The sequence below is a fragment of the Frateuria sp. genome (genome assembly GCF_035943815.1).
GTDB lineage: Bacteria > Pseudomonadota > Gammaproteobacteria > Xanthomonadales > Rhodanobacteraceae > Frateuria_A.
Genome location: NZ_DASZBU010000009.1, coordinates 58068 through 79738 on the forward strand (window position 1 = coordinate 58068; position 21671 = coordinate 79738).

At 69.6% G+C, this 21671-nt stretch carries 16 protein-coding genes and 1 riboswitch; of the genes, 8 read left to right on the plus strand and 8 right to left on the minus strand.

Features of this window, described 5'->3' with window-relative positions; translation table 11 throughout:
* The first annotated feature begins 2 nt into the window (after positions 1–2).
* Positions 3–220, plus strand: a riboswitch (cobalamin riboswitch).
* Positions 221–353: 133 nt separating this feature from the next.
* Complete coding sequence (btuB, locus tag VGU65_RS05230; protein ID WP_327473529.1) at positions 354–2201, plus strand: TonB-dependent vitamin B12 receptor; 1848 nt, start codon at positions 354–356, stop codon at positions 2199–2201.
* Positions 2202–2512: 311 nt separating this feature from the next.
* Positions 2513–5698: an efflux RND transporter permease subunit gene (locus tag VGU65_RS05235; RefSeq protein ID WP_327473531.1), complete on the plus strand. Its 3186-nt coding sequence runs from the start codon at positions 2513–2515 to the stop codon at positions 5696–5698.
* Positions 5699–5710: 12 nt separating this feature from the next.
* Here VGU65_RS05235 and VGU65_RS05240 read toward each other — a convergent pair whose 3' ends face one another.
* Positions 5711–6988, minus strand: coding sequence for an MFS transporter (locus VGU65_RS05240; RefSeq protein ID WP_327473533.1), 1278 nt, complete (start codon positions 6986–6988; stop codon positions 5711–5713).
* 46 nt (positions 6989–7034) lie between these two features.
* On the minus strand, positions 7035–7637 hold the full coding sequence (locus VGU65_RS05245) for a DUF2239 family protein (protein WP_327473535.1): 603 nt from the start codon (positions 7635–7637) through the stop codon (positions 7035–7037).
* Between the two features lie 261 nt (positions 7638–7898).
* Here VGU65_RS05245 and VGU65_RS05250 point away from each other — a divergent pair, with 261 nt between their 5' ends.
* On the plus strand, positions 7899–8432 hold the full coding sequence (locus VGU65_RS05250; RefSeq protein ID WP_327473537.1) for an acyloxyacyl hydrolase: 534 nt from the start codon (positions 7899–7901) through the stop codon (positions 8430–8432).
* A 35-nt stretch (positions 8433–8467) separates the two neighbouring features.
* Here VGU65_RS05250 and VGU65_RS05255 read toward each other — a convergent pair whose 3' ends face one another.
* The 5 genes from VGU65_RS05255 to VGU65_RS05275 all read right to left on the minus strand — a co-directional run bounded on the left by VGU65_RS05255 (position 8468) and on the right by VGU65_RS05275 (position 13566).
* Complete coding sequence (locus VGU65_RS05255) at positions 8468–9991, minus strand: DHA2 family efflux MFS transporter permease subunit (protein WP_327473539.1); 1524 nt, start codon at positions 9989–9991, stop codon at positions 8468–8470.
* Between the two features lie 111 nt (positions 9992–10102).
* Positions 10103–11299 carry an HlyD family secretion protein gene (locus VGU65_RS05260; protein WP_327473540.1) on the minus strand — a complete coding sequence of 399 codons (1197 nt, stop codon included), beginning with the start codon at positions 11297–11299 and terminating at the stop codon, positions 10103–10105.
* Between the two features lie 10 nt (positions 11300–11309).
* Positions 11310–12767: an efflux transporter outer membrane subunit gene (locus tag VGU65_RS05265; RefSeq protein WP_327473542.1), complete on the minus strand. Its 1458-nt coding sequence runs from the start codon at positions 12765–12767 to the stop codon at positions 11310–11312.
* A 23-nt stretch (positions 12768–12790) separates the two neighbouring features.
* Positions 12791–13249 (minus strand): MarR family winged helix-turn-helix transcriptional regulator, encoded by a 459-nt coding sequence (locus VGU65_RS05270; protein WP_327473544.1) that lies wholly within the window; start codon positions 13247–13249, stop codon positions 12791–12793.
* 74 nt (positions 13250–13323) lie between these two features.
* Complete coding sequence (locus tag VGU65_RS05275; protein WP_327473546.1) at positions 13324–13566, minus strand: hypothetical protein; 243 nt, start codon at positions 13564–13566, stop codon at positions 13324–13326.
* 271 nt (positions 13567–13837) lie between these two features.
* Between VGU65_RS05275 and VGU65_RS05280 the strand changes: the two genes are divergently transcribed.
* Positions 13838–14692, plus strand: a complete 855-nt coding sequence (locus tag VGU65_RS05280) for a helix-turn-helix transcriptional regulator (RefSeq protein WP_327473548.1) — start codon at positions 13838–13840, stop codon at positions 14690–14692.
* A gap of 789 nt (positions 14693–15481) precedes the next feature.
* On the opposite strand, the gene VGU65_RS05285 is transcribed toward VGU65_RS05280, so the two are convergent.
* The gene (locus VGU65_RS05285; protein WP_327473550.1) at positions 15482–17902 is read right to left on the minus strand and encodes a S9 family peptidase; all 2421 of its coding nucleotides are present in this window, start codon (positions 17900–17902) and stop codon (positions 15482–15484) included.
* Positions 17903–18151: 249 nt separating this feature from the next.
* Here VGU65_RS05285 and VGU65_RS05290 point away from each other — a divergent pair, with 249 nt between their 5' ends.
* The 4 genes from VGU65_RS05290 (at position 18152) to hemC (ending at position 21666) form a co-directional block, all read left to right on the plus strand.
* Positions 18152–18817 (plus strand): alpha/beta hydrolase, encoded by a 666-nt coding sequence (locus VGU65_RS05290; RefSeq protein ID WP_327473552.1) that lies wholly within the window; start codon positions 18152–18154, stop codon positions 18815–18817.
* 79 nt (positions 18818–18896) lie between these two features.
* Positions 18897–19946 (plus strand): sensor histidine kinase, encoded by a 1050-nt coding sequence (locus VGU65_RS05295; protein WP_327473554.1) that lies wholly within the window; start codon positions 18897–18899, stop codon positions 19944–19946.
* Positions 19946–20650, plus strand: coding sequence for a LytR/AlgR family response regulator transcription factor (locus VGU65_RS05300; protein ID WP_327473557.1), 705 nt, complete (start codon positions 19946–19948; stop codon positions 20648–20650). The genes VGU65_RS05295 and VGU65_RS05300 overlap by 1 nt, the downstream gene beginning before the upstream one ends.
* Positions 20651–20751: 101 nt before the next feature.
* A complete protein-coding gene (gene hemC / locus VGU65_RS05305; RefSeq protein ID WP_327473559.1) occupies positions 20752–21666 on the plus strand; it encodes a hydroxymethylbilane synthase in 915 nt (304 codons plus the stop codon).
* Positions 21667–21671: the final 5 nt, after the last annotated feature.

Here is a 21671-nt window from a genome sequence, read left to right on the forward strand (position 1 = left end):
GCTAAGATCGGTTCGTTCTGGGTGTTCCGCGACCATCGTCGTGGGATGAAACGGGAAGCCGGTGCGTCGCGATGCGCGACAAGGCCGGCGCTGCCCCCGCAACGGTAAGCGAGTGATACGGACGGCCCCACGCCACTGTGCTTGATGCATGGGAAGGCGCCGCCCGGCAGGTCAGCCTGCGCTCGCGAGCCCGGAGACCGGCCCGGAGCGCTACCTGGCGGACCTGCGGTGGGCGGGCCGGAGCTCGTGCGGCGCGTGTCTGCCCGGCGTTCCTTCCCCCTGCCCCGATCGGCCAGCTCCTCCATCGCATGGCCGTGCGTGGGTGCCCGGCCGAAGGAACGCTCGTCATACCTATGAAGAAGACCTTGCTCGCCGCCGCCTTGTGCGGGGTCACGCTGGCCGCCTTGGCCGCAGATCCCCAGGACCCGGCCACGCTCTCGCCGGTGATCGTCACCGCCACGCGCACAGCGATCACGGTGGATGACGCCCTGTCGTCAGTCACCGTGATCACCCGCGAGGACATCGACCGGCTGCAGCCGGTATCGCTGATCGACCTGCTGCAGGGGCTGCCGGGCGTCACCTTTGCCCAGGCCGGCGGCCTGGGCCAGCAGAGCTCGCTGTTCCTGCGCGGGACCAATTCATCGCATACGCTGCTGCTGATCGACGGCGTGCGCGTGGGCACGGTGAGCGCCGGGATACCGGCCTTTGACCAGCTGCCTCTGGACCAGATCGAACGCATCGAAGTGGTGCGCGGGCCGCGCTCGAGCCTCTACGGCGCCGATGCGATCGGCGGTGTTATCCAGATCTTCACGCGGCATGGGCGGCAGGGCGAGCTGACACCCTCGCTGCGCCTGGGCGCCGGAAGCCGCGGCTATGCCGACAGCCTGTTTGGGCTCTCCGGCGGCGACAGGAACGCCTGGTACAACCTCAGTGTGGGCGGGCAGTACACGCGCGGCATCAACGCCTGCCGGGTGGGCGCCGCCGAGGCTTTCGCCGGCTGCTTCGTCGACGAGCCGGACCGGGATCCGTACCGCAACCACAATGCCCTGGCCAATGCCGGCTACCGCTGGCACAACGGCACTGAGCTGGCCGCGACCTGGCTGCGCAGCGACAGCCACGTGGACTTCGATGGCGCGCCCTACGGCAATCAGCACCACAACCTGCAGCAGGTCGCCGGCGCCCGCCTGGGTTTCGACCCGCTGGCCTCCTGGCGGGTGACACTGGCCGCCGGGCAGAGCCTGGACCAGCAGCGCACCTACAACGACGGCGTGTTCATGCGCTATGGCAACTCCCGGCGCAACCAGGCCTCGTGGCAGAACGACCTTAGCCTGGCCGCAGACCAGCTGCTCACCCTGGGCATCGACTGGCAGCAGGAGCACCTGTCCAGCGACACCGGCTACCTGGCCGACAGCCGCAGCGACACCGGAGGCTATGCGCAATACCAGGGCAGCTTTGGCCGCCACGAGCTGCAGTTCTCGCTGCGGCATGACGACAACCAACAGTTCGGCGGCCATACCACCGGCGCGGCGGCCTGGGGTTATGCCTTCGATCGCGGCCTGAAGCTCTCGGCCAGCTGGGGCAGCGCCTTTCACGCGCCGACCTTCAACGATCTCTACTACCCCTATGGCAGCGGCAACCCGGCCCTCAAGCCTGAAACCTCGCGCAGCGCCGAACTGGGCCTGACGCAGAAGCAGGACGCATGGCACTGGGCGCTCAACGCCTATCAGACCACCATCGACCAGCTGATCTCGCTGGATGCCAACTACTTCCCACGCAACATCAGCCGCGCGCGCATCCGCGGGCTGGAGGCCCAGTTCGGCACCGAGCTCGCGGACTGGCACCTGGAAAGCTACCTGACCCTGCAACGCCCGCAGAACCGCGACGGCGGCGCCAACGACGGCCACCTGCTTCCGCGCCGCCCCGAGCGGACCGTCCGCGTGGACCTCGACCGCAGCTTCGGCGCCTTCGGCGTAGGCGCCAGCCTGCTGGCCGCCGGCGCACGCTACGACGACCTGGCCAACAGGCTCCGCCTGGGCGGCTATGCGACGGCCGACCTGCGCGCGAGCTGGGCGTTCGCCCCCGGCTGGCAGGTAGAAGCACGGCTGGCCAATGCGTTCGACCGGCGCTACGAAACCGTCTACTACTTCAACCAGCCGGGCCGCAGCGGATACCTGACGCTGCGGTACACGCCGGGCGGGTGAGTTCCGCGCGGGCCGCCCCATCCGCCCTTCCGGCGCTTGTCGCCGCAAGCGGGGAGGATCTATAGGCCGGGTCCTCCTGATCGAGCCTTCCACCGAACAGGCGCACGGGAGCCGTGCCGGAGACATGCCACGGCCCTGCCTTTCGGCAGGGGCCGGACTTCAGGCACATCCGGCAGCCGGGACGCGCACGGCATAACGTCGCGCATGAACCTGCCCATCCTCTGGCCCACGAACACGGCGCCGGCCGTGCGCTACGCTGGCGCCCCCGGCGCGGCCACGGCCGCGCGACTTCCCCGCGGTACGGACACCCCGTGAACATCTTCGCCCCCCTGATCCGCCGCCCGATCGGCACCTCGCTGCTGGCGCTCGGCCTGACCCTGGCCGGCTTCTGGGCCTACCTGCTGTTGGGCGTGGCCGCGCTGCCTTCGCTGGATTTCCCGGGCGTGTACGTAGTCGCCAGCCAGCCGGGCGCCAGCGCGCAGACCATGGCCAGCACCATCCTGGCGCCGCTGGAGCGACACCTGGGGCGCATCCCGGGCATCGACGAAATGTACGGCAACGCCAGCGAAGGCTCGGCCTCGGTGATGGTGCGCTTCACCTTCGACCGCACCGCCGACAGCGCCGCACGCGACGTGCAGGCGGCGATCAACGCGGCCGCACCCGACCTGCCCTCGGGCATGCCCAGCCCGCCGCAGTATTTCAAGTTCGACACCTCGCAGATCCCGATCCTGTTCATCACGCTGACCTCCTCGGGCTTGCCGCAGGACCAGCTGTTCGACCTCACCGACACGCTGCTCAAGCCGGCGGTGGCGCAGATTCCCGGCGTCGCCCAGGTTCAGGTGTTCGGGGGCACGCCGCACGCAGTGCGCATCGAGCTGGACAACGACGCGCTGGCGGCCAAGGGCCTGACCGCCAACGACGTAGCCAACGCGCTGCGCGCCGCCAATGTCACCTCACCGCAGGGCACGCTCAGCGACGGCCGCACACAGATGACGGTGACCGCCACCGACGGCCTGCAGACACCGGAGGAGTTTGCCCGCCTGCTGATCGCCACGAAGAAGGGCGTGCCGGTGCGCCTGTCGGACGTGGCCAGGGTCTACGGCGGCCAGCAGGACAAGTACCAGGCCGCCTGGTTCAGCACGCCCCAGGGCAATGCGCGTGCCGTCGGCATGCAGATCACCAAGCGGCCGGAAGCCAATGCGGTGGCCACCGTGGAGGCGATCCGCGCCAAGCTGCCGCAGCTGCGCGCAGTGCTGCCGGCCAACGTGCAGATGAGCGCGGTGTTCGACCTCACCCAGACCACCAAGTCGGCGCTGCACGAGGTCGAGGTGGCGCTGTTGATCTCGATCGTTATGGTGGTGCTGGTGATGCTGGTGTTCCTGCGCCGCCTCCGCCCCACGCTGATCGCGACACTGAGCGTGCCGCTGTCGCTGGCCGGCGCCTTCGTGGCGATGTGGGCGCTGGGCTACACCTTGAACACCTTGTCGCTGGTGGCGCTGGTGCTGTGCATCGGCTTCGTGGTCGACGACGCGATCGTGGTGATCGAGAACATCGTGCGCCACATGGAGCACGGCATGCCGCCGCTGCAGGCGGCGCTGACCGGCGTGCGCGAGATCGGCTTCACGGTGGTGTCGATCACGCTGTCGCTGGTGGCCGTGTTCGCGCCGCTCCTGTTCGGCAACAACATGCTGGTCATGCTGCTGCGCGAGTTCTCGGTGACGCTGACCGCGGCGGTGGTGATCTCGGCCGTCGTGTCGCTCACGCTCACGCCGGCGCTGTGCGGGCGCCTGCTCAAGCCCGAGCGGGCCAACCCGCCGCCACCCGGGCGCATCGAGCGCGCGGTGGAGCGCTTCGATCGCGCCCTGCTGCACCGCTACGAGCGCGCGCTGGACTGGTCCATGCGCCACCGCCGGCTGATGCGCTGGCAGCCGCTGATCCTGCTGGTGCTGACCGTGGTGCTGGGCATCGCGGTGGGCAAGACCGCCGGCGGCACCTTCATGCCGGACGAGGACACCGGCCAGCTGCAGGCGCAGCTCACCGCCGACGCGAACGTCTCGCCGGTTCTGCTCACCGCGCGGGTGCAGCAGGTGGCGCAGATCATCCAGGCCGATCCGGCGGTGGCCGACATGCTCACCATGCTCGGCGGCCAAGGCGGCGGCGACGGCGGAGCGGTCGGCAACGGCGCGCAGATGTTCATGGACCTCAAGCCGCGCGGCGACGGGCCGGGCGAGCGCGACGTGGGTTCCAAGAAGGTGGTCGAGCGGCTGTCCAAGCAGCTGGACAAGCTGCCTGGCGTGCGTGTCGAGCTGAGCGTGGCGCAGTTCCTCAGCGGCGGCGGCAGCGGCGACCGCGGCGGCCAGTACGAGTTCCAGCTCATCAGCGACAACGGCGACGACCTGCAGCCGTGGACCTTGAAGATGGTGCGCCAGCTGCGCGAGAAGAAGGAGTTCCGCGATGTCGGCAGCGACTTCGACCAGACCGGCAAGCAGCAGATGCTGAAGGTCGACCGCGAGAACGCCGCGCGGCTGCACGTGAGCCTGGGCGCGGTCGATTCGGCGCTGTACAACTCCTTCGGGCAGAACCAGGTCTCGGTGATCTACTCGGACATCAACCAGTACCGCGTGGTGCTGACCTCTGCCGGCGCCGAGACGATCAGCCCCGAATCGCTGCTCAACGTGCACGTGCGCAGCAGCACCGGCCAGATGATCCCGCTCTCGGCGCTGGCGCGCATCGAACCCAACATCGCGCCGATGCGCATCCGCCACCACAACCAGCTGCAGGCGGCCACCGTCACCTACAACCTGGCCGAGGGCGTGGACCAGCAGACCGGCGTCAAGCTGGTCGAGCAGGCCGCCTTCGCGGCGCACCTGCCCGACGGCATGCGGGTGGATTTCACCGGCGCCAACCAGCGGCTGCAGCAGGCCAAGTCCAACGGCATGATTCTGCTGCTGGCCTCGATCGTGGCGATGTACATCGTCCTGGGCATCCTCTACGAAAGCCTGGGCCATCCGCTGACCATCCTCTCGACGCTGCCCGCCGCCGGCATGGGCGCTTTCCTGGCCATGCTGGTGACGCAGACCCAGCTCTCGCTGATGGCGATCATCGCGATCCTGATGCTCATCGGCATCGTCAAGAAGAACGCGATCCTGATGGTCGACTTCGCGCTGGTCGGCCAGCGCGAACGCAACCAGTCGCCGCCCGACGCCATCCGCGAGGCCGCGCTGGTGCGCTTCCGCCCGATCACCATGACCACACTGGTGGCGATGGGCGCGGCGCTGCCGCTGGCGATCGGCTTCGGCATCGGCTCGGAGATGCGCCAGCCGCTTGGAATAGCCATCGTCGGCGGTCTGCTGGTGTCGCAGCTCTTGACCCTGCTCAGCACGCCGGCGATCTACCTGTGGGGCTACGACCGCAGGATCCGCAAGGCCGCTCGCCGGCAGCGCCGCGAGGAGAAACGGCGGCTCAAGGCGTTGGGCAAGCAGCAGACGGCTAGCTGACGCTGCCGGACTTCAGGCTGGCGCGCCGTCCGGGCGCGCCGTGCCGATGCCGCGCAGGGCCGGGCTGGCCAGGCAGCCCAGCGCGATGGCGCTCAGCGCCAGGCCGGCGCCGACGAACAGCGCGCCGAGCGAAATCAGCTTGAGCAGGCTGCCGGCCACCGCGGCGGATACCGGGCCGATGCCCATGAAGGTGAACATCAGCAGGCTCATGGTGCGACCCATCATGGCCGGCGGCACGCGCTGCTGGATCCATGTGACGATCGCGATCTGCGCGATGCCCGCCAGCACGCCCACCCCGGCGAGCAACAGCGCGCCGTAGGCGGTGCTGTGCACCAGCGCCAGCGCAGCCAGTGCGAAGCCGGCCATCGTGTCCATGCACAGCACCAGCATGCCCAGGCGTCCGGCCGCCCTGCGCGCGACGACCCGCGACAGAAACCCTCCCACCAGCATGCCGCCGCCGTTGGCGGTCATCAGGACGCCCAGCGATGCGGCCCCCAGATCCATGCGGCTGTTGGCCAGCACGGGCAGGCCGACTTGGATCGGTCCGCCGACGAACGCCGTGACCACCGCCGCATAAAGCATGAACGCGCGCAGCGGCAGGTCGGCCCAGATCTGGCGCACGCCCGCCGCCACGTCGCCCAGCACGCCGCGGCCCGTAGCGTGCGGCTGGCGATCGGTTGCAGTGCGGATCAGCCACAGCGACGCGAGCGAAAAGACGAAGCTCGCCCCATCGATGGCGAACGCCATGCCCAGCCCGCGTGCCTCGGCGGTGCCGTGGCCCGCATGGATGCCGATGACCAGGCCGGCCATTGCGGGGCCGATGAACAGGCTCAACTGGCGCGCGCCCATGAACAGGGCATTGGCGGAGGCCAGCTGAGATGGCGGCACCAGCTGGGGCAGCAGCGCCGAGCCAGCCGGATAGGCGAACGCGGTGGCCATGCCGATCCCCAGGGCGATCGCGTAGACCGCCGGCATGGCGACCGCGCCACCCAGCACCAGGCCGGCCAGCGTCGCCACCAGCAGAGCATTGGCGCCGCGCGCCAGCAGCAGGATGCGCCGCGCGGAGAGCCGGTCGACCATCGCGCCGCCGATCAGCATGAAGATCGCCCGCGGCAGCGCCATCGCCGCCAGCACCAGGCCGAGCGCGGCCGCGCTGCCGGTCAGCCGCAGCACCTGCCACGGCAGCGCGACCAGGGTGAACTGATCGCCCAGCGCCGAGATCGAGCTGCCGCCGAACAGCAGGCGGAAGTCGCGATGGGCGAGCACCGAAGCACGGCCTTGGTTTTCCATTGGTTTCTTCCTGGATGGGGATATCGGCGACGAGCGCCGGCTTGCTTCAGACGGCGGCGCCGCGCCCGGGCTTGGCGGTACCGGCCTCGTCCCAGGCGATGGCTGCCAGGCGGCCCAGGTGTTCGCGCACGTCGGCAGGCCAGCGCTCGATCAACTGGCCGAAGCGCAGGCGCTCGCCGCGCCAGAACGCTCGGCTGGCCTCCTCGTGGCCGGGCAGGTCGCCGGTCATCGCGAGCATGAAGCGGTCGACCGCCTCGGCCGACTCGCGTGCACGCTGTGCCGCGCCGCCTTCGCGGATGGCGTGCTCGACGAGCCGCCGCAGCACGGCCGAGGCGCCGCCCGGCTGCGCCGTCAGCCAGTCCCAATGGCGCGGCAGCAGGGTCACTTCGCGCGCGGTGACGCCCAGCCGGGGGCGACCGGGACCGCGCGGCGCGGGCGGTTGCGGCTGCAGGCGCGCAAGAATCTCCGCTTCGCTGCCGCGCAGGTCGAATTCGATCGTACGGCCGCTGCCATCGTCGAAGGCCAGCAAGTGCCCCACGCCCGCCTCCTGCGCGCGCTTGAGGGCCAGCGCGACCTCCGCGCACGGACCGGAGGCGAGCAGGCGGTCACCGGCGAAGGCGGTGCAGGTGGCAGCGCGGTGGGCTTGCATGGCGGGCAGGGAGAAGAGGAACGTCTAATTTACCCGGATGAAACCTATGGTCAAGCGCTATCGGCGGGCGCTTGGTCGCGCAGCCTTTCGTCCGCGCCCAAGCAGTGCGGCCCGGCAATGCGTCGAGCCCGCTATCGGTGCGCTTTTTCATCCACGCGACAAAGCGTTCGTGACCATGGGCGGTGCCCGTTCGCCGCGGCCACCAGATATATTAAACTATGGAGTACACGAACCTTCCCCTCCCCCAAGACAAGGTCTCCCATGCTCCCCGCTCCCTCCCATCTGCTCTGCGGCACGCTGGCGCTCCTGTCGGCCGGAGTCGCACTGCCCGCCACCGCCGCCCATCTGGAACTGCAGGGCGGCCGCAGCTATATGGACAGCTACGGCGCCAACACCGCCTTCGTCGAAGCGACCTTCGCGCCGCACACGATCGGCGCCAACGGCCGGCTCGACTGGTCCCCGGACCTGTCGGCCGGCTGGATCGATAGCCGCGACGTGCGCCGCTACCGAAACGCTGCCTACGGCACCGACCACGCGGTGGCGCTGGTCGCCGCGGGCGCGCGTTTCCATTACGGCGACGCCGATGCTTGGTACCGCCCGCTGTTCTTCAGCTTCCAGCTCGCCGGCGCCAACCGGACCACGCAGGCCTTGTCGACGCACTACCAGTTCGTCAGCTCGCTGGGCTGGCAGGGCGAGCACCTGAGCTTCCAGATCCGCCACATCTCCAACGGCAGCCTGCACAAGCCCAACCGTGGCGAGACCATGGCCCTGGTCGGCCTAGGTTTCGACCTCTGAACGCAACGAAGGCGCCAAATGGCGCCTTCGCTTTCTCAATGCCCGCCGCCGGCTGCCGGGCCGGCCTTGGCGATGAACGGCGGCCGCGTCAGCCAGATCACCAGCACCAGGCTGCAGAAGACCCAGCCCAGCACGTGGAAGACCTCGTTGAAGGAGATCTGGAAGCCCTGCTGGGTCGCCATCTGGTTGATCGTCGCCGCGGCGGTCTGCGGGTCGCCCATCGACTCCATGGTCGCGCGGGTGACCGGGTCGTAGGCCGTGATGTGCTCCACCAGCTGCTCGTGGTGGGTCACCGCACGGCGCTCCCACATCAGCGTGGTGAGCGAGGCGGAGAAGCTGCCGCCCAGCGTGCGCAGGAAGGTGGCCAGGCCCGAGCCGGAAGCGATCTCGTTCTGCTGCAGGTCCGACAGCAGGATGGTGAGAATAGGCATGAAGAACAGCGCCACGCCCAGGCCCTGGATCAGCTGCACCAGCGCCACGTGGTAGAAGTCGATGCCGATGTAGAAGTCCGAGCGCATGAAGCAGGTCATGCCCAGCACGATGAAGGCGATCGATGCCACCGCGCGCAGATCGAACTTCGGCGCGAACTTGCCCACGAAGAAGGTCAGCATCACCGGAAGCACGCCGAGCGGCGCCGTGGCAAAGCCTGCCCAGGTCGAGGTGTAGCCGAGGTTGCGCTGCAGCCACAGCGGCATCAGCAGGCTCATCGCGAAGAACGCGGCGTAGGCCAGGATCAGCGCGACCGTGCCGTAAGTGAAGTTGCGGTGCCGGAACAGCCTGAGATCGACGATCGGGTCTTTGTCGGTCAGTTCCCAGATCAGGAAGATCGCGATGCTGATCGCCGAGACGATGCTGGTGACGATGATGAAGGTGGAATTGAACCAGTCCTCGTCGTTGCCCTTGTCCAGTACCACCTGCAACGCGCCGACGCCGATGATCAGCGTGATCAGCCCGACGTAGTCGATCTTGGGACGTTCGGTCTTGTCCACCCGCGCGCGCATCTGGTTTGCCACTACGAAGCTCGCGAAGATGCCGATCGGCACGTTGATGAAGAAGATCCACGGCCAGGAATAGTTGTCGGTGATCCAGCCGCCCAGGATCGGCCCGGCGATTGGCGCCACCACCGTGACCATCGCCAGCAGCGCCAGCGCCATGCCGCGCTTGGCAGGGGGGTAGATCGAGATCAGCAGGCTCTGCGTGATCGGATACATCGGTCCGGCCACCGCGCCCTGGATCGCCCGGAACAGGATCAGCATTCCCATGCTCTGCGATACGCCGCACAGGAACGAGGTCAGCGCGAACAGCAGGGTCGACCAGATGAACAGCTTCACCTCGCCGAAGCGGCGGGTGAGGAAGCCGGTCAGCGGCAGCGAGATCGCCATGCTGACCGCGAACGAGGTGATCACCCAGGTACTCTGGTTCACGCTCACGCCGAGGTTGCCGGCGATGGTCGGCAGCGACACATTGGCGATGGTGGTGTCCAGCACCTGCATGAAGGTGGCCAGCGACAGGCCGATCGTGGTGATCGCCATGCTGGGTGGACGGAACTGTGTGGTCATCGGACGGAGCCTGGCGACGAGGGCGGGCGGGCGGCGAGCGGTGCGGAGCGGGGCAGGGGCGCGGCCGTGGGCCTCAGGCGCGCGCCTCCTCGGGGAGCCCTCGCCGGGCGTTCAGCGGCCCATGTTGGTATGGATGATCTGGTTGATCAGGCTGTCGGCCTGCTCGAGCTGCTTCTGGTAGACCTGCGTGCTGAAGGCCGGCTTGGTCGGCGGCTGGAGGGCCAGCATCGGCCCCCGCTGGTCGTGCAGGCTGACCGTGACGTCGGTGGACAGCCCGATGCGCAGCGGGTGCTTGTCCAGCTGCTGCGGGTCGGTGAACACCACCCGCACCGGCACGCGCTGCACGATCTTGATCCAGTTGCCGGTGGCGTTCTGCGCCGGCAGCAGCGAGAAGGCGCTGCCGGTGCCCACGCCCAGGCTCTGCACCGTGCCCTTGTAGGTCACGTCGCCGCCGTAGACGTCGGCGTGGATGTCCACCGGCTGGCCGATGCGCATGTGGGTGAGCTGGGTTTCCTTGAAGTTGGCGTCCAGCCAGACCTCGTGCAGGGGCACCACCGCCATCAGCGGCGTGCCCGGCGCCACGCGCTGGCCAAGTTGCACCGCACGCTTGGCCACGTAACCATCGACGGGAGCGACGATCGTGGTGCGCAGCTCGTCCAGGTAGGCGGCGCGAAGCTTCGCCGCGGCCGTCTGGACGTCCGGGTGCGAGGCGACCACGGTATCGTCCACCAGCACCTTGCTGGTCTGGTACTGCTGGGTGGCGGCAGTCAGCGCGCTTTCGGCGGCGGTCAGCTCGTCGCGGGCGTGCGCCAGTTCCTCGGCGGAGATCGCGCCGGACTTGGCCAGGTCGCGACGGCGGTTGAAGTCGGCACGAGCCTTGTCTACCGCCACCTTGCGCGCGGTCACGTCGGCCTGCGCGCCGCTCACCGTGCTGTACAGGCCGCGCACCTTGCGTACGGTGCTGGCGAGGTTGGCCTTGGCCTCGGCCAGCGCCACCTCGGTGTTGCTCGGGTCGAGCTTGATCAGCACCTGACCGGCCTTCACGCGGTCGCCGTCGTCGGCGCCGATCGACACCACGGTGCCTGGGAGCTGCGGCGTGATCTGCACGATGTTGCCGTTGACGTAGGCATCGTCGGTGCCTTCGTACCAGCGGCCGTCGAAGTAGTACCAAAGGCCCCAGCCGATCAGGGCGAGCAGCACCACCACGCCGAGCGCGCGCAGCAGGAAGCCGCGCTTGTTCTTTGCGGCCGGCCGGTTTTGGTCAGGCGCGGCGGCGCCGTTCGGTTGGGAAGCAGGCTGGCTGGACATGGAAGAGCCTTCAGGAATGAGCGGGGGTGGAAGAGTCGGAAGCGGTCTGGGTCGCGGCCTGCGGGCGGTAGCCGCCACCGAGGGCCTGGATCAGCTGCACGGAGAGATCGACCTGCTGCGCCTTGAGCGCGGCCATGCGCTGCTCGGCGGCGAGCAGTTGCTGACGCACGCTGAGCGTCTCCAGATAGCTGCCGACGCCGGCGCGGTAGCGCTGCTCGGCCAGGCGCCAGGCGTCGCCGGCGGCATCGAGCGCGCGCTGCTGCGCCTGGATCTGGACAGTCAGCGACTGCTGCGCCGAGTAGTCGTCGGACACTTCGTTGAGCGCGCCGACCAGGGCCTGGTTGTACTGCGCCACCGCCAGGTCGTATTGCGCGTCCTTGCCGGCGAGGTTGGCGCGCAGGCGGCCGCCGTCGAAGATCGGCAGGCTCAGCGAAGGGCCGACCTGGTAGAACAGCGAGGAAGCCCGGAACAGGTTGTTGCCGCCCATGCTGAGCAGGCCGGCCATCGCGCCGAGCTTCACGTTGGGCAGGAACTCGGTCTTGGCGGCGGCGATGTCGTGGGCGGCCGCCTCCACGCGCCAGCGCGCGGCGACCAGGTCGGCGCGGTGGCCAAGCAGGTCGATCGGCAGGTTGGCCGGCACCGCCAGCGTTTCGGGTGCGAGCGGGCGCGGCCGGGCGATGTCCAGGCCGCGGTCGGGGCCCTTGCCCAGCAGCACCGACAGCGCCGAGCGCGCGGCATCGATCGCGCGCTGCGCCAGCGCGAGCTGCTGCTGCGCGCTGGCCACTTCGGCGTCGCCCTGCTTGAGCTGCAGCCGGCTGTCCAGCCCGGCGGCAACGCGCTGGGCGGTCAGTTCGCGCGCCTTGCCGGCGCGCTCCAGTTCGGCTTGCGCCAGGTCCTGCTGGGTATAGGCGTAGGCCAGTTGCGCATAGGCTCGGGCCACGTTGCCTGACAGCTCGACGCGCGCGGCGCGCGCCTCGACCTCGGTCGCGCGGGCCTGGCCGACTGCGGCTTCCCACGCGGCGCGCTGGCCGCCCCAGAGGTCCAGTCCCCAGTTGAAGCTGAGGTAGCCGAACTTGGCCAAGGAGAAATGCGCCTTGTCGCCGAACAGGCCTGCCGGCGGCTTGGCGCCGGCGACGCTGGCGCCCAGGCCCAGCTCCGGCTTGCGCGCGGCGTCGGCGGCGCCGGCGGCGGCCTGCGCCCCGCGCGCGCGCGCGTCGGCTGCGGCCAGGCCGGGGTTGCCGGCCAGCGCCTCGTCGATCAGCGCATCCAGTTGCGGATCGCCCAGGCCGCTCCACCAGGCCTGCGCGGGCCATGCCGCCGGGCTGAGCGCCTTGCCGCCCAGGCTGCGCTGGGCCGTAAGCGCGGACGGATCGAGCAGCGTGCCGTCCGGATGCAGCCCGCCGCTGCTGGCGCAGCCGGCCAGGACGAGAGTCAGTGCGGTGGCCGCCGCAAGGAGTTGCAGACGCATGGCTTGGGGATTCCGGGTGAGGGTCAGTCTTTGTCGCGCAACGCGTGCAGTACGCGCGACAGGTAGTCGTGCAGGCGCTTGCGCTCGGTTTCGCTGAGCGAGCGTTGCGCCGCATCCAGCACGCGCTCGTTGCAGTCGGTCAACTGCTGCCAAAGAGCGTTGCCCGTATCGGTCAGCTCGATGCGAAGCGCGCGGCGGTCCTGTTCGTGCGGGCAGCGGCGCAGGTAGCCCTTGCGTTCGAGCTGGTCGAGCTGGCGGGTCATCGCACCGCCATCGAGCTCCACCGACCGGGCCAATTCGGACGCCGTCATCGGGCCCAGCCGGGCCAGCCGCTTGAGTATCAGGAACTGGGTGAAACGCAGATCCACGCCCAGCGCAGCGAGCTCCGCCTCCATGGCGCGCACGATCTCCGAGCGCACCAGGCCAAGCAATACGCCCAGGCTTTCCTGGGGAGCCGCGAAGGCAAGGGAGTCGGTGTCCATGCCGCGCATTCTATTGCCGCAAGTATATTTGTCAAGGCAAATATCTCGCAGGATGCCATTGCCTCTGCAAACAATCAGCCGGCGTGCTGCGCGGCCAGCTCGTCGCGCACCAGTGCGGCCAGCGCCGGATGGCGGACGGCGAACAGCTCGAACACGCCCAGCGCGCGCAGGGTCGGCAGCTGTGCCAGCAGGCGCGGCTCGGCCTCGCGCCGCAGCGCTTCGGGGGTGGCCGGGTCGAGCATCAACTGTGCGTGCACCACGAAATCGGTGAGCGCGTCAGTGTCCGGCGCGCGAGCGGGAACAGATAGCGATGGCATCGGCATACTCCTGGTCCTTGTGTGGATAGGCGAGGACGCCCGGCGAGGCCGCGGCGTGACGCGCCGGCTTGGCGGTGCCGGCAAAAAACCCGCGCATTGCGCGCGGTCTGGTCCGGGGGAACTTCCAACGTACGTCCGCTGCAGCCTCGGCGGAAGGCAGTTCCTACTGCTGGTACTCTCGCTACCACCCCGAGCTTCACCCAAGCCTCCCTCAGGCTCCCCAACCACCCAGGGTTTCACCGGCCCGAGATCCATCCCGCTGGAATCGTCCATGGAACTTTCCCGGCAGCGTTCCGAGCTGAAGGCTTTCCTGCGCGCCCGGCGCGCTGCGTTGACACCCGAGGCAGCCGGGCTGCCGCGCGGCCTGCGCCGGCTCACGCCGGGCCTGCGGCGCGAAGAGGTCGCCACCCTGGCCGAAGTGGGCGTCACCTGGTACACGTGGCTGGAGCAGGGCCGCGCGATCAACGTTTCGGCTGCGGCACTGACGCGCATCGCCCGCGCACTGGCGCTGGACGCCACCGACGAGGCCTATCTGTTCGCCCTCGCCGGCGTGCCGCGCGCGGAGCCGCCGACCGCGCAGCCGGTGCTGCCGCCGGCAATGCAGGGCATGCTAGAGCTGTACCGGGCGCCGGCCTTCGTCATCGATCCGGTGTTCGACGTGCTGGCCTGGAACCGCATGGCCCAGCGCCTCTACGACTTCGGCCAGTTCCACGGACCACTGGCGCACAACCACCTGTGGAACGCCTTCATGAAGCCGGCGCGCCGGCGCCTTTACGCGCCCTGCTTCGAACCGGGCATGCTCAACCTGCTGGGCATCTTCCGGGTGAACCACGCGGCGCATCCGCACGATCCGCGTTTCGAGCAGCTGATCGACGCCTTGGGTCGCGCCAGCCCGGAATTCGTCGAACTCTGGCAGCGCCAGCGGGTGGCGCCGCTGAGCGCCTGGACAGCGCATTTCTTCCATCCGGATTTCGGTGACGTGCGCGCCCACTCGGTGCGCCTGCCGCTGCGCGACGGGCACGCCGACGGCGCCACCGCGTTCTTCTTCGTACCGCAGGACGCCGCCACCCAGGCAAGCTTCGCGCGCATCGCCGCCGAACTGCAGACGCAGACGCCGCCGGCCTGAGCGACGGCACTCCGCTTCAAGCCTCACCGGCAACTCATGGCGCGTGGCCAGTTCGTCGCGCAGCAGCGCCGCCGGCGCACGTTCGCACACCTCGAAGCCTTCCGAGTGGACAGCTCGGTCGAACATAGGCCACACGACGAAGGGAGCGACTGGCACCAGCACGTGCGCGCCACTTCTTCTATATCGAGTCCGGCATGGTCGGCATTCGCACGCGCGAGGGCGCCTGGGCCCTTTCGCCACAGCGGGTGGGCTGGATGCCGCCGGGCGAGCCGCATACCGTGCGCATGCCCGCGCGCTGCGCGGCTGGGACATGTTCGAGGCGCTGCAGGTGCCAACGATCTGATGCGCGCTGATGCTGCGCGCCGCCGACTGGACGCTGCTCGATAACACTCCACGAGCAGCAGGATCGCGCTGAGGGTGCTGATGGACGGGTGGCGCGGCGCGCGCCGCAGCTGGGCCTGCCCAGCGACCGACGCGTGCTGCGCATCGCCCACAGCGTCAACACCTTCGGCGAAGTTCCGGCGCGCCTCCGGCAATGGCCGGGCGCTACTTCGAACGGATGCCCGCCTCCGCCTGTGGGGGCCTGCTGCTGTTCCTGATCGCAGCCCCCGGCGGAATCGTGCCTTGCTTAACCTGGGCTGCCACTGGAAGCGGTTGCCGTTGCCCAAATGGATGGTGGCCGCGCTGGTCGCGGTGAGCGGCTTCGTGCTGTCGATGAGCGCCGCCTGGGCGTAGCCGGACTCGGCCCTTCCGCCCCTCTCCCGCAGAGAGAGAGAGGGGTTCACTGGGTCACCGGGCCGGCTTCACGTAGGTCTCGAACAATTCGTCGATGCGCCGGTACTCGTCGTACCAGGAGTCGGCATGCACGAAGCCGTGCCGCTCCATCGGATAAAGCGAGATCCAGAAGTTCTTCTTGTGCAGCTCGATGAAGCGCTGGTACAGGCGGATCGAATCGGCCGCCATCACATTGTCGTCGATCAGGCCGTGCTGGATCAGCAGCGGATCGGCCAGCTGGTCGGCGTAGCTGATCGGCGAGCTGATCGCGTAGGCGTGCGGGTCCAGCTGCGGGTCGTTGAGAATATCGGAGGTGTACTCGTGGTTGTACAGCCGCCAGTCGCTGACCGGCCGCAGCGCGGCGCCCGCGGCGAACTCGCCCGGCGCGCGCAGTAGCGCCATCTCGGTCATGAAGCCGCCGTAGCTGCCGCCATAGATGCCTACGCGCTTGGGATCGGCCTGGTGGTGCTTGACCAGCCAGGCCTTGCCGTCGAGCAGGTCCTCCAGCTCCGGATGGCCCATCTGGCGGTAGATCGCGTCGCGCCAGTCGCGGCCGTAGCCCTCTGAGGCGCGATAATCCATGTCCAGCACCACATAGCCTTGGCTCACCAGCAAGTTGTGGAACATCTGCTCGCGGAAGTAGTTCGACCAGGACAGCGTGACGTTCTGCAGGTAGCCGGCGCCGTGCACGAAGATCACCGCGGGCTTCGATGCGCCGCTTTCGTTGGCCGGGCCGTAGTACTTGGCGTAGATCGTCCCCGCACCATGGCTGGAAGGCACCTCGACGATCTTCGGCGCGATCCAGGCGCGCGCGGTGAAGGCGCTCTTCATGGTGTTCGTCAGTTGGCGCGGCGTGCCGCCGTCGGCCGGCTGAACCGCCAGCTGCGCGAGCACGTAGGGTGAGGAGTGCAGCACCGCCAGCCAGCCGCCGTCGGGCGAGAGCGCGAACTCGTCCATGCCCTGGTAGCGGGTCACGCGCGCGAGCTCGCCGCCTGCACTGGGCACGCGGTAGACGTCGTAGCTGTAGGGCGCGACCTTGTTGCTGCGCAGGTAGAACCAGCGACCGTCCTCGGAGAGCCGCGGGTGGCTCACCTCGAACCGGCCCGAGGTCAGCGCGCGCGCCTTGCCGTCGAGCGCCTTGGTGTAGAGCTGCGAGTAGCCGCTCTCCTCGGACAGGTACCACAGCGTGCGGTTGTCCTTGAGCCAGCCGAAATCGTTGAAGTTCCAGTTGATCCAGGCGTCGTCGTGCAGGCGGTGCTGGTTGACGAGCGCGTGGCGGGCGAAGTCGACGCTGGCGATCCAGCGGTCCTTGTTGTCGATCGCGCGCAACTGGATGGCCAGATGGCTGCCATCCTCGCTCCACACGATGCCGCCGCCGCCACCGTCCTCTGCGCTGGAGATGATGCGCACCGCGCGCACCTCCGGCGCCTTGAGGGCCCTGGCCTCGTCGTCCTTGCCGGCCTTGGCGAGTGCCGCGACGGTCTTTGCACGGATCGCCGCGAGCGGATCGTCCTTGATGCCAGGCAGGCCGTCGGTCAGCAGCGGGTAGTGCTTGTGCTCGCGCAGGTCCAGCAGCAGCAGCGACTGCGGCGCCGGATCGTTGCGCCCCACGTAGACGCGCGCCTCCTGCCCCTCCGCGTAGCCGGAGTCGGTCACGTAGTGGGTCACGCTGGGGTGGCGGCCGGGCGCGTAGTCCTTCGCCCGCGTGACCAGCAGCAACCAGCGGCCGTCGGGCGATAGTTCGGTGTCGAGCGCCACGATCTTGTCGCCGAGCCAGAACGGCTCCGGCGCGCGACTGGGGTCGGCCTCGGCCAGCGCCTTGTCGTCGGCGCGCTTGGCCTCCTTCTGCGCCTTGAGCTGGCGCAGGGTGGAGAAGAGCTTCAGCTGCTCGTCCTCCAGCGCGTCGGCCTTGTCCTGCTGCGGGTCGTCGGCAAATTTCAGGATCGCCGCCGGCGCGCCGACCGCGCGGGCGATGTCGTAGCTGTACCAGTCGTTGCCCGCGCGGTACTGAAGCGCGTGGCCGTCGGCGGAAAACTGCGGCGAGGTTTCCTCCTCGGCCGTCTGCGTGACCTGTACGGTGCGGCCGTCGGCCAGCCTGCGCAGAAACACGTCGCCGTGGCGCACGAAGGCGGCGTAGCGATGCGCGCGGTCGTAAACCGCCGGGCCGTCGGCCTGTGCCACCGCCGCCGGGTCGAGCTTCTCGCTGCGGCCAGTGGCCGGATCGACGCGGTACAAGTCGCGCACCTCGCTGCCGTCGCGCTTGAGCCGGTAGTAGATCGCCCGCCCGTCCACGCTCCAGTAGGAAGACTCCACCGCCTGCCCGATCCAGTCGGGATTGGCCATTACCGTTTCCAGGTCGAGCGGAGCCGCAGCCGTAGCCGCTACTGCCGGCAAGGCGGTGAGGGCGACGAGGCCCGCCAGGAAAAGTCGACGCATGCAAGCACTCCGCGGTCGCAAAAGCGTCGAGCATAGCCAAGCCCACAGATGCCGCAAACCCGCGTCTATGAAAGCCGTCGCTGCGCGAAGCGCACCTTCGCCCCCTCTCCCCGGCTCCTCTCAAAGATGGGGAGAGGATCGAGGTAAGGAGCCAATCTTGCGAAGGGCCCACACCCCATTCACCATTCGCGCGGGCAACGCCACGTCGCATGGACGACACTGCCCACTCTCCTGCCCAACTGGACTCCCATGACACACCTCCCGGCCATCGAACGCGAAACCGGCCCCGCTCCCGGCTACAGCATCCTCTGGCTGCACGGCCTGGGCGCGGACGGCAACGACTTCGCGCCGATCGTGCCTGAGCTGGTGGACAGGAGCTGGCCTGCGCTGCGCTTCGTGTTCCCGCATGCGCCGGTGCAGCCGGTCAGCATCAACGGCGGCGTGCCGATGCGGGCCTGGTACGACATCGTCGGCTTCGACGCGCGCGCGCCGCAGGACGAGGCCGGTATCCGCCGCACGATCGCAGCGGTAGCGGCGCTGATCGCGCGCGAGCACGAACGCGGCGTGCCGAGCGAGCGCATCGTGCTGGCCGGCTTCTCGCAGGGCGGCGCCATCGCGCTCGCCGCCGGCCTGCGTCACGCGCAGCCGCTGGCCGGCATAGTCGCGCTGTCTACCTATCTGCCGATCGCCGCCACGCTGGCGCCCGAGCGCAGCGCGGCCAACGCCCGCGTGCCGATATTCTGGGGCCACGGCACGGCCGATCCGGTGGTAGCGCTGCAGCGGGGGCTGGATTCGCGACGACTGCTGGAAGAAATGGGCTACACGATCGACTGGCACACCTATCCGATGCCACACTCGGTGTGCGCCGAGGAGATCGCCGACCTGCGGCGCTGGCTTGGCGACCGCCTCGTCTGATCTCCATGCCGAGCCCTCCCCGCCAACGCGGGGCAGGGACGGAGCCGCCAGCCCCCACCCCTACGGCATACTGGCGCGCATGAGCGCTCCCCCCCCAGCCCGCACGCCCAGCCCGCTGCCGGATTTCTGCCGGCTCCCGGCGGTAGCTGCGCTGTTCGCGGTCGGCGCGCTCACCGTCACGCTGATGTGGCTGACGCCGGACAACCCACGCGGCTGGCGCGGCTACAGCGTGGGCATGCTGTTCGTCAGCTGGCTGTCGGTGCTGATCGCGCTGGCGCTGTGCTATGCGCGGCCGTGGCTGCAGCGCCTGGGTGGCTGGATGCCCTATGCCGGTGTGTGGCTGGTGATGATGCTGGTGGTGGCCGCGGCCAGCGCATGCGCGCGCTGGATGGACCTGGCGCTGCAACTGGACCTGGTGCGCGTCCCGCCAGCGGCGTTCGTGCGCGACAACCTGCTGGTCGCCGCCCTGCTCGGCGCCGCGATGCTGCGCTATTTCTATGTGCTGGCGCAGTGGCAGGCGCGCCTGGCGGCGGTGGCACACGCGCAGGTCGATGCGCTGCAGGCGCGCATCCGGCCGCACTTCCTGTTCAACAGCATGAACACGGTGGCCGCGCTGGTGCGAGTCGACCCGGCGGCGGCCGAGCGCACCATCGAGGACCTGTGCGAATTGTTCCGCGCGGCGCTCGGCGCCACCGGCACGCACGAAGGCACGCTGGGCGAGGAGCTGGCGCTCATCGAGCGCTACCTCGCGATCGAACAGCTGCGCCTGGGCGAACGGCTGCACGTGCGCCGCGAGCTCGACGCCATGCCGCCCGCTTACCCGCTGCCGCGCCTGTTGCTCCAGCCGCTGGTGGAGAACGCCGTGCGCCACGGCATCCAGCCGCTGCGTGAAGGGGGCGAAGTACGGCTGCGCGGCTGGCACGACACGCGCACGCTGCACATCGAGATCGACAACCCGCTGCCGCCCTCACCCACCGCGCCCGGCCACGGCCACGGCCTGACCAACGTGCGCCAACGCGTGGCCTATCGCTACGGCACGCGCGCCACGGTCGAGGCCGGGCCGCGCGAGGGCCGCTTCGTGGTGGCGCTGCGCCTGCCGCTCGACGCGCCGCAAGCGGGGTCCGGCTGATGCGCGTGCTGATCGTCGACGACGAACCGCTCGCCCGTGCGCGCCTGGCCGCGCTGCTGGGCGAATGCGAGGGTGTGGCCGTGGCTGGCAGCGTCGGTGATGGCCAAGCCGCGCTGGCGGCGATCGGCCAGACGCAGCTGGACCTGCTGCTCTTGGACATCAACATGCCTGGCCTGGACGGCGCCGCGCTGGCGGCCCGGCTGGCGGGGCAGGCGCGCCCGCAGATTGTTTTCTGCACCGCCTACGAGAACCATGCGCTGACCGCCTTCGAAGTGGGCGCGGTCGACTACCTGCTCAAGCCCGTGCGGCTGGAACGCCTGCGCGAGGCGCTGCAGCGCGCCCGCGTGCGCCTGGCCGCCGCGCCAGCCGAAGCGATCGGCTACCTGCGCGGCCGCCTGCGCGGCGAGCAGGTGCGAATCGCGCTCACCGAGGTGGTCTGCCTGCTGGCCGAGGAAAAATACGTGGTGGTGCGCCACGCCGGCGGCGAACTGCTGATCGAGGAATCGCTGCGGCAGCTGGAGGAGGCCTACCCGACCCAGTTGGTGCGCCTGCACCGCAACTGCCTGGTGCCCGCACCGCGCCTGCTGGGCCTGAAGACCCTGGCCGACGGTCGCGTGCTGGCGCGCCTGGCCGGCACCGATCTCAGCCCCGAGGTGAGCCGGCGCAACCTGCCGGCGGTACGCAAGCTGCTTCGCAGCGGCTGAAGCGCTGCACGCGACGCCAACTGCAAAATCGTCGCGGGCGGGCACGTCCAGGCCGCTCCTGCGCGACAATGTGCACCGCTGTCTACTCTCACGGAACTCCGATGGCCGTTTCCCTCCTGCGCATCGCCACCCGCAAGAGCGCGCTCGCGTTGTGGCAGGCCGAACACGTTGCCGCTCGCCTGCGCGAAACGCATCCGGGCCTGGCCGTCGACCTGGTGCCGATGACCACCCGCGGCGACGAGATCGCCGATCGCCCGCTGGCCGCCATTGGCGGCAAAGGACTGTTCCTCAAGGAACTGGAAGTGGCGATGCTCGAAGGCCGCGCCGATCTGGCGGTGCATTCGCTCAAGGACGTCCCGGCCGAGCTCGAACCTGGCTTCGTGCTGCCGGCGATGCTGCCGCGCGCGGATGCTGCCGATGCCTTCGTCTGCAACCGGCACGCCACGCTCGCCTCGTTGCCGCACGCCGCCCGCGTGGGCACCTCTTCGCTGCGCCGCCAGGCGCAGCTGCGCGCGGCGCGACCGGACCTGGAACTGCTCGACCTGCGCGGCAACGTCAACACGCGCCTGGCCAAGCTGGACGCAGGTGACTACGACGCCATCGTGCTCGCCTGCGCGGGGCTCGAACGCCTGGGCCTGGCCGGACGCATCCGCCAGCGGCTGGCCGCGCCGGACTGGCTGCCGGCGCCGGGGCAGGCGGCGATCGCGATCGAGGCGCGCGCGGACCAGCCGGCCGTGCTGGCGCTGCTGGCCGCGCTGGACGACGCCGACACGCGCGTGACGGTGAGCGCCGAGCGCGCCATGAACCACGCGCTCGGCGGCAGTTGCACGGTGCCCGTGGCGGCCTGGTGCGTGCTAGGCGAACACGGCCTGCACCTGCGTGGGTTGGTGGGCGATGCGACCCAAGGGCGCTTGCTGCGCGCGGAAGCGCAGGGCGTGGCCGACCAGCCCGAGGCGCTCGGCCGCGTGGTGGCCGATGCCCTGCTGGCGCAGGGCGCGGGCGAAATGCTCGGCTAATTCGA